An 11,965-nucleotide genomic window follows, 5' to 3' on the forward strand; every position below is an offset into this window, starting at 1 on the left:
TACAACACAGGCGGCTATATGACGCTCGCGCAGTTAGGCATGGCCTTCTGGCACGATTTAGCGGCTCCGGTCATTGCTGGCATTCTCGCCAGCCTGATCGTGAGCTGGCTGAATAAGCGGAAGTAACGTGCCATGCGGGCGTCGGCTGCCGTAATGGCAATTTGCGCCCGGACCAGGCCGCAGGGATAAAACTCTGCGGCCTTTTTCGAGTTTACTGCGGGTATGGCACCCAATCACCACCATTCAACCGAACGTAAGGTTTGTTCTGGTATTGAATCACCACCGCGTTTGAATTCTCAGATACCGGCGCTGTTTGTGGCAATCCGCTGGTGAGTTTTTTCCAGTCAACATTGTCTTCGGTGAAAATTTTACCGTCGAGAACACGAACCACCAGGTCAGAAATTGCCAGGAAGCTGCTGGGTTGGTCGATAACAATCGGTGCGCCTTGATGCGGTGCCTTCATGCCGAAGAATTTTACGCCAACGGGGACATCAGTGATTGATGGGCTAGGGATATCACGCAGACCTGATACCTGCATTCTGTCACCTTTCAGCGCGCCGCCGTGCTCTGGTACGACGACGACCATCACTTTACGGTCCGATTTCTCCAGCTCGGTAAAGAAGGCGTCCAGTTCATCAAAGAACTTCTGCGCCCGCGCTTTGTAGTCTGCTGTTTTACTGACGCCCGGATAATGGTTGCCATCATGCAGTGGAAGCGTGTTGTAGAACGTGGCACTGCGGGTGTTTTTATCTTTTTCGGTTACGTCCAGCCAACGGTTAAGCACGGCGGTATCGTCATAAACTGGCGAACCATCAAAGCCCAGTAAAATAACCGGCAGGTTCGTTTGATCCATCAATTCTGTCTGCATACCGCCATTTTCGCGCACTTCTTTCAGGAAGCCGCCGAACTGGCCGTTATGCCCCATCATCAAGTGCTGGGTGAAGCCCAGTTTTGACAAGTTATCGAACAGATAGCAGTCATTATTGGCTGGTTGATACAGATTGGTGTGCGAAGTCTGCCCACAACTGGCGCGCAGCAGACGAATTGCCGCCGGACCGCTGTATGAGGTGGCGGAGTTGAAGTTCTTGAACTCAATATCAAAATGCGACCATAACGGATGCGACATTAACCCGGCAGCTTCAATGTCCGACCAGGAGAGTGAGCAGATGTTGATGACCAGCAATTCAAATGGCTGTGCATCAGCCGGAAGAGCAGATGGGAAGGTTGACTTACGTTTCGCTTCGGCGTTATAGAAATTACTCAGCCAGGCATTAAGGTTTGCGGTTGTCGGCGGCGCGGTTTGCGCAGGCATATCACCAACCACCGGCGTACCGCCTGCGGCAGCGACAGTTGCTGCTGCGTTGCCACCTGTCGTTGTCACCGTCGTGGTCGGTTGACCGGCTGGCCAGAGGGAGAAACTTGGACCCGCCAGGGTAAGTACGTTCAACCACACCAGAATGGCGACGACAAAAATGGTGACGCGAATCCATTGCGACAGGAATAACCAGGCCACTAACAATACAAAAATGGCTCCGATCATCTGCCAGTTAATAAAGCGAGTGACGAGGTCGATTAAATAATCGGTACTGAAACCGGCGACCTGCGAACCCTGACTCATGATGCTTTCCGGGCCAGGCAACCAGGTGTCGTGCCAGAACAATGCAAAACCGATTGGTAGGGCTATCCAGTGACGTAGACGGTGCAGGCTGTAGCGTGGAATCGGCATCAGCAGGAACGCGGCAAATACCAGGTTTAGTAGCGGATGGAAGTTAAGATAGCCCGCCCACAGCAGGCCGAACTTAACCAGAAAATAGAAGTTCCAGCCAGAAAGGCCGCGCCAGTATTGCCAGAGGGAAGAAGGCATAGCAGTGTTTTGGGTAAATTGAGTCATTTTTTGGTTGCCCTGGCTTTTTCCGCACGGCGTAATGTACCGGCCGGTTTTACATAACGAGGTTTAGCGAATAACAAACGCAAAGTGTCACGAATACGCCGCAGAGAATGTCGAGCCAGATAGCCCAGCGGGAAAAATATCAGTGCACAAACGATAATAATTTCAATGATATCGCTGATGGTCATCATGATGAACGCTCCACAGCATCATCCAGCAATCTCAGTGGTTCAGGTATGCGTCGCCAGTTGCGACCATCGTGTTCGGCATTAATGACTGGCGTGGAGCCTTGCGTTAAAGGCAGCGGCATACCCCATTGTTCCGGCGCTAACAGGCGCATTTGCACCAGCTCGGCGCTGATTTGGTCATCTTCAAACCAAACCATGCGGTTGGAGAAAATATCGCCAGTAGGCAGTGGGAAAATATGGTTCAACGCGGTATCCAGATCATTAATCCGGCAGAAAGAGAGAAACAGCACCAGTCGATTGCCACCAATCGTCATAATATCTCCGGTACGATTAGGGCGGCACAGCGTCAGTGCTTGCTCGACACGGATGCCAGGCACCGGGCGCAGAGCCACCAGAACGCCTTTACCGTGAGCAGGTAACAAGGTGTTATTCATCATGTTATTAACCGCATCACAGAACACATCCCACTTCTGAAACCCCCGCAGTTTAATCGGCTGAGTCATCGACAGCAGTGTGGTGATATCTTCCGGTACATAGCGACTGAACTTCTGCCCCTGCACGCTTTCAATCATCGTCAGACAGCGAGAGAGTGGAGCGTTCCATGGAATAACCATATTTGCGCCGCAGGCCAACAATAAACGCTCGTCGGTGGCGCGCAGGCTGGCGATATTTTCCCGCACGAGGATTTTCAATGCGCTGCCACGCTGGCGGCGCAGAGTATGAATACTGCGGGCCAGAGGTTCAATTTGTCCATTTTGCTGTAAAGAGAAAACGACCGTTGCTGCCTGAGCGGTACGGGCTTCATTGAACAAGGCTTCGTTATTGTCGAATAGCTTCCAGTGTTCCGATAGCGGTGGCGCGCCTTCCAGTACAGCAATATTACTGAGAATACGTTTTTCATCGCTGCGTGGTTGGATCTCTGCCTCTTCACGCTGAACTAACGCCCAGATGCCATTTTGATGCTGGACGGTCAGTTGCTGACGGGCGCTGACGCCTTTTTCGTTACACCAAAAGGCGATATCCAGCAGATGCTGATCACCCTGAAAACGTAAACTGGCGAGTCCAAAAAGCGAACGGTACTCCTCCAACAACAATGAAAATTGTTTATCGTTATTATTTCCAGGATTAATTACCAGCAGTGAACAATGGTTTAATCTACTCCACTTGTTCATTTTCTCCAGCCATAAGCGAAGCCGCTCGGCAGGAATGTTTTGCCATGCGTTATTTGCGCAAAAAAGAATGAAAAGGTAATTTTGAGGATCAATAGAACACTGTAAATCACGTGGCAAATAGTATAGACCCTTTTCATGATTTAGCATCGAAAATAATTTTATTTTTTCTGGTCCTTGAGAATCATCTAATTTGAAGTATTTGTCAGGATCGTTGTCCATGCTAATGACCGCGACTTTCGCGGTTTCGGCCTGAGATGCAATGGTTTGATTCACCAGACTGATAGCATCTTCATAGCGATCGACGTTAAACCACCAGGTGCCGCCTGCTGGCATATGTCGCAGCTCATCCCATAAGGATGAGATACCGATAGAGAATACAGGGTCCACAGTGTCCCTCAAGTCGCCATTTTGTCTGATTATCAGTTTACTAGCGAAAGCTAAGAAATAAACCTACCATTGAAATTAAAACTTATCAGATTTAGCATGTGAATCAATTTAGCAGGTCAGAAGCCTTGTGATATCAGCCTTTTCGTTTTTTAGTTTTTCTGTTGCGTAACGGAAAGCCAAAAAATGAGCGAACTTCTGTGCCACCGTTAGCAATAAAGCGGTGAAAGTGTCTTACTGTGTAATATGTTTATTTCATAGGGATCATCCATAATGAATAACAATGAACCCGATATTCTGCCTGATCCCGCGATAGGCTATATCTTCCAGAATGATATTTTGGCGCTAAAACAGGCTTTTTCACTGCCTGATATTGATTATGCCGATATTTCTCAACGCGAACAGTTGGCTGCAGCATTAAAACGCTGGCCGCTGTTGGCTGAGTTTGCGCAGCAGAAGTAGGGGAGTGGTAAATGGCCGTACTGGGATTGCAGGGGGTGCGGGGTGGCGTGGGTACTACAACCATCACTGCCGCGTTAGGCTGGTCATTGCAAATGTTAGGAGAAAATGTCCTGGTGGTCGATGCCTGCCCGGACAATTTGCTGCGCCTGTCATTTAACGTTGATTTTTCTCACCGTCAGGGCTGGGCAAGAGCCATGCTGGATGGTCAGGACTGGCGTGATGCCGGGCTACGTTATACCTCGCAGCTCGATCTGCTGCCCTTTGGTCAACTGACTCTCGAAGAACATGAAAATCCCCAACACTGGCAAACGCGATTGGGCGAGATTTGCACCGGTATTCAGCAACTGAAAGCTAGCGGGCGTTATCAATGGATTTTGATCGATTTACCACGCGACGCCTCGCAGATAACGCATCAGTTGCTGAGTCTGTGCGATCACACCCTGGCAATCGTTAAAGTGGATGCCAACTGTCATATTCGGCTGCATCAGCAGGTACTACCTGCTGGCGCGCATATTTTAATTAATGATTTTCGCGTAGGTAGCCAGGTTCAGGATGATATTTACCAACTATGGTTGCAAAGCCAGCGGCGCTTGTTGCCGATGTTGATCCATCGTGATGAAGCGATGGCTGAATGTCTGGCGGCAAAACAACCGTTGGGCGAATACCGTAGCGATGCGTTGGCGGCAGAAGAGATTCTAACGCTGGCGAACTGGTGTCTGTTGAACTATTCCGGGCTGAAAGCGTCAGCCGGGAGCGAATCATGAGTATTCTGACCCGGTGGTTGCTTATCCCGCCGGTCAACGCACGTCTTATCGGGCGTTATCGGGAATATCGTCGTCACGGCGCGTCGCCTTTTAGCGCGACGCTCGGCTGTTTTTGGCTGATTCTCGCCTGGGTATTTATTCCGCTGGAACATCCGCGCTGGCAGCGTATTCGAGCAGAACATAAAAACCTTTATCCGCATATCAACGCCGCGCGCCCGCGTCCGCTGGATCCGGTCCGCTATGTAATCCAGACCTGCTGGTTGTTAATCAGTGCTTCACGCAGAGAAACGGCGAAACCGCGCTGGCGTTCGTTTTCACGCTTGCAGAATATTCGTGGTCGTTATCATCAATGGATGGATGAGCTTCCGGCTCGCTTCAGTCATAACACGCAACATCTTGATGAGAAAAAAGAGCTGGGCCATATAAGCGCCGGAGCACGGCGCTTTATTCTTGGCATCATCGTGACGTTCTCGCTGATTCTGGCGCTGATTTGCGTCACCCAGCCGTTTAACCCACTGTCACAGTTTATCTTCCTGATGTTGCTGTGGGGTGTAGCGCTAATGGTGCGGCGTTTACCGGGACGCTTCTCTGCACTGATGCTGATTGTGCTGTCGCTCACCGTTTCGTGCCGTTATATCTGGTGGCGCTACACTTCCACGCTGAACTGGGACGATCCGGTTAGCCTCGTGTGTGGCTTAATTCTGCTGTTCGCGGAAACTTACGCGTGGATTGTGCTGGTGCTTGGCTACTTCCAGGTGGTATGGCCGCTGAACCGTCAGCCAGTACCGCTGCCAAAAGATATGTCGCAATGGCCATCGGTGGATATTTTTGTGCCGACATACAACGAAGATCTTAGCGTGGTGAAAAATACGATTTACGCCTCGCTGGGTATCGACTGGCCGAAAGATAAACTCAATATCTGGATCCTCGACGATGGCGGCAGGGAAGAGTTTCGTCAGTTTGCACAAAATGTTGGGGTGAAATATATCGCCCGAACAACTCATGAACACGCTAAAGCCGGAAATATCAACAACGCACTGAAATATGCCAAAGGCGAGTTCGTGTCGATTTTTGACTGCGACCACGTACCGACGCGCTCGTTCCTGCAAATGACGATGGGCTGGTTCCTGAAAGAGAAGCAGTTGGCGATGATGCAGACACCGCACCATTTCTTCTCACCAGACCCATTTGAACGCAACCTGGGGCGTTTTCGTAAAACGCCGAATGAAGGCACGCTGTTCTACGGTCTGGTGCAGGACGGTAACGATATGTGGGATGCCACCTTCTTCTGCGGTTCTTGTGCGGTGATTCGCCGTAAGCCGTTAGATGAGATCGGCGGCATTGCTGTCGAAACCGTGACCGAAGATGCGCATACATCTCTGCGTTTGCACCGTCGTGGCTACACCTCTGCGTATATGCGTATTCCGCAAGCGGCGGGGTTGGCGACCGAAAGCCTGTCGGCACATATCGGTCAGCGTATTCGCTGGGCGCGTGGGATGGTGCAAATCTTCCGTCTTGATAACCCGCTTACCGGTAAAGGGTTGAAGTTCGCGCAACGGCTGTGTTACGTCAACGCCATGTTCCACTTCTTGTCGGGCATTCCACGGCTGATCTTCCTGACCGCGCCGCTGGCGTTCCTGCTGCTTCATGCTTACATCATCTACGCACCCGCGTTGATGATCGCGTTGTTTGTGCTGCCGCACATGATCCATGCCAGCCTGACCAACTCGAAGATTCAGGGTAAATATCGCCACTCGTTCTGGAGTGAAATCTACGAAACAGTGCTGGCGTGGTATATCGCGCCGCCGACGCTGGTGGCGTTAATTAACCCGCATAAAGGCAAATTTAACGTCACCGCCAAAGGCGGCCTGGTGGAGGAAGAATATGTCGATTGGGTGATCTCGCGACCGTACATCTTCCTCGTCCTGCTCAACCTGTTTGGTGTCGCTGTTGGCATCTGGCGTTACTTCTACGGCCCGCCAACTGAAATGCTCACCGTGGTTGTCAGTATGGTGTGGGTGTTCTACAACCTGATTATTCTCGGCGGCGCGGTAGCGGTATCGGTTGAAAGTAAACAGGTACGGCGTTCGCATCGTGTAGAAATGACGATGCCAGCGGCCATTGCCCGCGAAGACGGCCACCTTTTCTCCTGCACTGTTCAGGACTTCTCTGACGGCGGTCTGGGGATCAAGATCAACGGTCAGGCGCAGATTCTGGAAGGACAGAAGGTGAACTTACTGCTCAAACGCGGTCAGCAGGAATATGTCTTCCCGACTCAGGTGGCGCGCGTGATGGGTAACGAAGTTGGGCTGCAATTGATGCCGCTTACTACCCAGCAACATATCGATTTTGTGCAGTGTACGTTTGCCCGTGCGGATACATGGGCGCTCTGGCAGGACAGCTACCCGGAAGATAAGCCGCTGGAAAGTCTGCTGGATATTCTGAAGCTCGGCTTCCGTGGCTACCGCCATCTGGCGGAGTTTGCGCCTTCTTCAGTGAAGGGCATTTTCCGCGCGCTGACTTCTCTGGTTTCCTGGGTTGTTTCGTTCATTCCGCGCCGCCCGGAGCGGAGCGAAACGGTACAACCATCGGATCAGGTTTTGGCTCAACAATGATGATAACGCGATGAAAAGAAAACTATTCTGGATTTGTGCAGTGGCAATGGGGATGAGTGCATTCCCTTCTTACATGACGCATGCGACGCCTGCAACGCAACCACTGATCAATGCTGAGCCAGCCGTACCTACTCAGGCGGAGCAGAGCCCGCAGGTGGGGCAGGTGATGCCGGGCGTGCAGGGAGCGGATGCGCCAGTCGTCGCGCAGAACGGCCCTTCACGGGATGTGAAGCTGACTTTTGCGCAAATCGCGCCGCCGCCGGGCAGCATGGTGCTGCGTGGCATCAACCCGAACGGCAGTATTGAGTTTGGTATGCGCAGCGACGAAGTGGTAACGAAGGCGATGCTTAACCTTGAATATACGCCGTCGCCGTCATTGCTGCCTGTCCAGTCGCAGTTAAAGGTTTATCTGAATGATGAACTGATGGGTGTGCTGCCAGTGACCAAAGAACAGTTGGGTAAAAAGACACTGGCGCAAATGCCGATTAATCCGCTGTTTATTACCGACTTCAACCGCGTGCGGCTGGAGTTTGTCGGTCATTATCAGGATGTGTGCGAAAACCCGGCCAGCACTACACTTTGGCTGGATGTCGGACGCAGTAGTGGGCTGGATCTGACGTATCAATCACTGAATGTGAAAAATGACCTGTCGCACTTCCCGATACCGTTCTTCGACCCACGCGATAACCGTACTAATACACTCCCGATGGTCTTTGCCGGTGCGCCGGATGTGGGGCTGCAACAGGCTTCCGCCATTGTTGCCTCGTGGTTTGGTTCCCGTTCCGGCTGGCGTGGGCAGAACTTCCCGGTACTCTATAATCAACTTCCTGATCGCAATGCCATTGTTTTTGCCACTAACGACAAACGCCCGGACTTCCTGCGCGATCATCCGGCAGTAAAAGCCCCGGTGATTGAGATGATCAACCATCCGGAAAATCCTTACGTCAAGCTGTTGGTGGTTTTTGGTCGTGACGACAAAGACCTGTTGCAGGCAGCGAAAGGTATCGCCCAGGGCAATATTCTGTTCCGCGGCGACAGCGTAGAAGTGAAAGAAGTCAAACCGCTGCTGCCACGTAAGCCGTACGATGCGCCGAACTGGGTGCGTACCGATCGTCCGGTCACCTTTGGCGAGCTGAAAACCTATGAAGAACAGTTACAGTCCAGCGGTCTGGAACCGGCAGCGATTAACGTCTCGCTAAACCTGCCGCCGGATCTCTATCTGATGCGTAGTACCGGTATCGATATGGATATCAACTATCGCTACACCACGCCGCCGGTGAAAGACAGTTCACGGATGGATATCAGCCTGAACAACCAGTTCCTGCAATCCTTCAATCTGAGTAGCAAACAGGAGGCAAATCGCCTGCTGCTGCGTATACCTGTGTTACAAGGCTTGTTGGATGGTAAAACCGATGTCTCGATTCCGGCGCTGAAACTGGGAGCCACCAACCAGTTACGCTTTGACTTTGAATACATGAACCCGATGCCGGGCGGTTCGGTGAATAACTGTATTACCTTCCAGCCGGTGCAGAATCACGTGGTGATTGGCGATGACTCCACCATCGACTTCTCGAAGTATTACCACTTTATACCGATGCCGGATTTGCGCGCGTTTGCTAACGCGGGCTTCCCGTTCAGCCGGATGGCGGATCTGTCGCAAACCATCACCGTGATGCCAAAAACGCCAAATGAAGCGCAGATGGAAACGCTGCTCAATACCGTTGGCTTTATTGGCGCACAGACGGGCTTCCCGGCGATTAACCTGACGGTGACCGATGACGGCAGCGCCATTCAGGGGAAAGACGCCGATATCATGATCATCGGCGGTATCCCTGAAAAACTGAAAGACGATAAGCAGATCGATATGTTGGTACAGGCCACAGAAAGCTGGGTGAAAACGCCGATGCGTCAGACGCCATTCCCGGGGATTGTGCCGGACGAAAACGACCGCGCGGCAGAAACCCAGTCAACGCTGACGTCTTCCGGCGCGATGGCGGCGGTGATTGGCTTCCAGTCACCGTATAACGACCAGCGCAGTGTGATTGCGCTGCTGGCGGACAGCCCTCGCGGTTATGAAATGCTTAACGATGCGGTGAACGACAGCGGCAAACGCGCCACCATGTTTGGCTCGGTAGCGGTGATCCGTGAATCTGGCGTAAACAGTTTGCGTGTCGGTGATATCTATTACGTTGGACATCTGCCGTGGTTCGAACGCTTGTGGTATGCACTGGCGAATCACCCGATTCTGCTGGCGGTGCTGGCGGCAATCAGCGTGGTGTTGCTGGCCTGGGTACTGTGGCGTCTGCTGCGTATCATCAGCCGTCGTCGTCTTAACCCGGATAATGAGTAATTGATGATGAATGTTTTGCGTAGTGGAATCGTGACGATGCTGCTGCTGGCTGCCTTTAGTGTTCAGGCTGCCTGCAGTTGGCCTGCCTGGGAGCAGTTCAAAAAGGATTACATCAGTCAGGAGGGGCGCGTCATTGACCCCAGTGATGCGCGCAAAATTACCACCTCCGAAGGGCAAAGTTACGGCATGTTCTTTGCCCTGGCGGCTAACGACCGTGCGGCTTTCGACAACCTTCTCGACTGGACGCAGAACAATCTCGCCCAGGGGTCATTAAAAGAACATTTGCCCGCCTGGCTATGGGGCAAGAAAGAGAACACGAAGTGGGAAGTGCTGGACAGTAACTCAGCCTCTGACGGCGATATCTGGATGGCCTGGTCACTGCTGGAAGCAGGACGATTGTGGAAAGAGCAACGCTATACCGACATCGGTAGCGCGTTGTTAAAACGCATTGCGCAAGAAGAAGTGGTGACGGTGCCAGGGTTGGGTTCCATGCTGTTACCGGGCAAAGTGGGCTTTGCTGAGGATAACACCTGGCGCTTTAACCCGAGTTACCTGCCTCCAACGCTGGCGCAGTATTTCACCCGCTTTGGCGCGCCGTGGACTACGCTGCGCGAAACCAATCAGCGCTTACTGCTGGAAACTGCACCGAAAGGTTTTTCACCAGACTGGGTACGCTATGAGAAAGACAAAGGTTGGCAGTTAAAGCCGGAGAAAACGTTGATCAGCAGTTACGACGCTATTCGCGTCTATATGTGGGTCGGCATGATGCCGGATAGCGATCCGCAAAAAGCGCGGATGCTCAACCGTTTTAAACCGATGGCAACATTTACCGAGAAAAATGGTTATCCACCGGAGAAAGTTGATGTCGCGACGGGGAAAGCGCAGGGTAAAGGGCCAGTCGGTTTTTCTGCGGCTATGTTGCCGTTTCTTCAGAACCGTGATGCGCAGGCTGTACAGCGCCAGCGCGTAGCCGATAACTTTCCTGGTAGCGATGCCTATTACAACTATGTGTTGACCCTGTTTGGACAAGGCTGGGATCAACACCGTTTTCGCTTCTCGACAAAGGGTGAGTTATTACCTGACTGGGGCCTGGAATGCGCAAATTCACACTAAATATCCTTACGCTTTCCCTCGGTCTGGCTATGATGCCGATGGTCGAGGCGGCACCAACCGCCCAGCAACAGTTGCTGGAGCAGGTTCGGGTGGGCGAAGCTACCCATCGTGAAGACCTGGTGCAGCAGTCGCTGTATCGTCTGGAGCTTATCGATCCGAATAACCCGGATGTGGTTGCTGCTCGTTTTCGTTCATTATTACGTCAGGGAGACACTGACGGGGCGCAAAAACAGCTCGACCGACTGTCGCAATTAGCGCCGAGTTCAAATGCGTATAAATCGTCGCGTACCATCATGCTGCTTTCCACGGCAGATGGCCGTCAGGCATTGCAACAGGCGCGTTTACAGGCCACCACGGGGCACGCAGAAGAAGCCGTGGCAGGTTACAACAAACTGTTTAACGGAGCGCCGCCGGAAGGTGATATTGCCGTCGAGTACTGGAGTACAGTGGCGAAAATTCCGGCGCGTCGTGGCGAAGCGATTAATCAGCTAAAACGCATCAATGCGGATACACCGGGCAATACGGGGTTGCAAAACAATTTGGCGTTATTGCTGTTTAGCAGCGATCGCCGTGACGAAGGTTTTGCCGTGCTGGAACAGATGGCGAAATCCAACGCCGGGCGAGAGGGTGCCGCTAAAATCTGGTACGCACAGATAAAAGACATGCCTGTCAGTGATGCCAGCGTGCAGGCGCTGAAAAAATATCTCTCAATCTTTAGCGATGGCGATAGTGTGGCACTGGCGCAATCGCAACTGGCAGAACAACAAAAACAACTGGCCGATCCTAATTTCCGCGCTCGTGCGCAAGGTTTAGCCGCGGTGGATTCAGGCATGGCGGGTAAAGCTATTCCCGAACTGCAACAGGCGGTGCGCGCTAACCCGAAAGACAGTGAAGCTTTGGGTGCGCTGGGCCAGGCGTATTCCCAGAAAGGCGATCGCGCGAATGCGGTGGTGAATCTGGAAAAAGCCCTCGCGCTGGACCCGCACAGCAGCAACAATGACAAGTGGAACAGCCTGTTGAAAGTGAACC

Annotated in this window: 10 protein-coding genes; 7 read left to right on the plus strand and 3 right to left on the minus strand. The window is 52.4% G+C overall.

The features are described from left to right. The first annotated feature begins 18 nt into the window (after positions 1–18). Entirely contained in the window at positions 19–126 is a 108-nt protein-coding gene (locus C7B16_RS22880; protein WP_000170974.1) for a type I toxin-antitoxin system toxin Ldr family protein, read from the plus strand. 85 nt (positions 127–211) lie between these two features. Here the strand turns inward: C7B16_RS22880 and bcsG are convergent, their stop codons facing one another. Genes bcsG through bcsE form a run of 3 tightly spaced genes read right to left on the minus strand, consistent with a single transcriptional unit; the run spans position 212 to position 3,647 of the window. Then, complete coding sequence (bcsG, locus tag C7B16_RS22885) at positions 212–1,891, minus strand: cellulose biosynthesis protein BcsG (RefSeq protein ID WP_000191615.1); 1,680 nt, start codon at positions 1,889–1,891, stop codon at positions 212–214. After that, the gene (bcsF, locus tag C7B16_RS22890; RefSeq protein ID WP_000988302.1) at positions 1,888–2,079 is read right to left on the minus strand and encodes a cellulose biosynthesis protein BcsF; all 192 of its coding nucleotides are present in this window, start codon (positions 2,077–2,079) and stop codon (positions 1,888–1,890) included. Before bcsF ends, bcsG begins: the two co-directional genes overlap by 4 nt. After that, positions 2,076–3,647, minus strand: coding sequence for a cellulose biosynthesis c-di-GMP-binding protein BcsE (bcsE, locus tag C7B16_RS22895; RefSeq protein ID WP_107180203.1), 1,572 nt, complete (start codon positions 3,645–3,647; stop codon positions 2,076–2,078). The genes bcsF and bcsE overlap by 4 nt, the downstream gene beginning before the upstream one ends. 258 nt (positions 3,648–3,905) lie before the next feature. Between bcsE and bcsR the strand changes: the two genes are divergently transcribed. The 6 genes from bcsR to C7B16_RS22925 form a co-directional block, all read left to right on the plus strand. Next, positions 3,906–4,094: a cellulose biosynthesis protein BcsR gene (gene bcsR, locus C7B16_RS22900; protein WP_001063312.1), complete on the plus strand. Its 189-nt coding sequence runs from the start codon at positions 3,906–3,908 to the stop codon at positions 4,092–4,094. Positions 4,095–4,105: 11 nt separating this feature from the next. Further along, entirely contained in the window at positions 4,106–4,858 is a 753-nt protein-coding gene (bcsQ, locus tag C7B16_RS22905; protein WP_000279553.1) for a cellulose biosynthesis protein BcsQ, read from the plus strand. Continuing rightward, on the plus strand, positions 4,855–7,473 hold the full coding sequence (bcsA, locus tag C7B16_RS22910) for a UDP-forming cellulose synthase catalytic subunit (RefSeq protein ID WP_000025929.1): 2,619 nt from the start codon (positions 4,855–4,857) through the stop codon (positions 7,471–7,473). Before bcsQ ends, bcsA begins: the two co-directional genes overlap by 4 nt. A gap of 10 nt (positions 7,474–7,483) precedes the next feature. Beyond that, a complete protein-coding gene (bcsB, locus tag C7B16_RS22915) occupies positions 7,484–9,823 on the plus strand; it encodes a cellulose biosynthesis cyclic di-GMP-binding regulatory protein BcsB (RefSeq protein ID WP_010377576.1) in 2,340 nt (779 codons plus the stop codon). Positions 9,824–9,829: 6 nt separating this feature from the next. Continuing rightward, positions 9,830–10,936, plus strand: coding sequence for a cellulose synthase complex periplasmic endoglucanase BcsZ (bcsZ, locus tag C7B16_RS22920; protein WP_001517308.1), 1,107 nt, complete (start codon positions 9,830–9,832; stop codon positions 10,934–10,936). After that, a partial coding sequence (locus C7B16_RS22925; protein ID WP_107180204.1) for a tetratricopeptide repeat protein occupies positions 10,918–11,965 on the plus strand: 1,048 nt, incomplete at its 3' end. The genes bcsZ and C7B16_RS22925, both read left to right, overlap by 19 nt.

Source organism: Escherichia sp. 20412-1, from assembly GCF_003027595.1.
In the GTDB taxonomy this organism is placed as follows: domain Bacteria; phylum Pseudomonadota; class Gammaproteobacteria; order Enterobacterales; family Enterobacteriaceae; genus Escherichia; species Escherichia marmotae.

Excerpts from the sequence above, each read along its gene's own strand:
- C7B16_RS22880 (WP_000170974.1), top strand. The coding sequence starts at position 19 with ATGACGCTCGCGCAGTTAGGCATGGCCTTCTGGCACGATTTAGCGGCT.
- bcsG (WP_000191615.1), bottom strand. The coding sequence starts at position 1,891 with ATGACTCAATTTACCCAAAACACTGCTATGCCTTCTTCCCTCTGGCAA.
- bcsF (WP_000988302.1), bottom strand. The coding sequence starts at position 2,079 with ATGATGACCATCAGCGATATCATTGAAATTATTATCGTTTGTGCACTG.
- bcsR (WP_001063312.1), top strand. The coding sequence starts at position 3,906 with ATGAATAACAATGAACCCGATATTCTGCCTGATCCCGCGATAGGCTAT.
- bcsQ (WP_000279553.1), top strand. The coding sequence starts at position 4,106 with ATGGCCGTACTGGGATTGCAGGGGGTGCGGGGTGGCGTGGGTACTACA.
- bcsA (WP_000025929.1), top strand. The coding sequence starts at position 4,855 with ATGAGTATTCTGACCCGGTGGTTGCTTATCCCGCCGGTCAACGCACGT.
- bcsB (WP_010377576.1), top strand. The coding sequence starts at position 7,484 with ATGAAAAGAAAACTATTCTGGATTTGTGCAGTGGCAATGGGGATGAGT.
- bcsZ (WP_001517308.1), top strand. The coding sequence starts at position 9,830 with ATGAATGTTTTGCGTAGTGGAATCGTGACGATGCTGCTGCTGGCTGCC.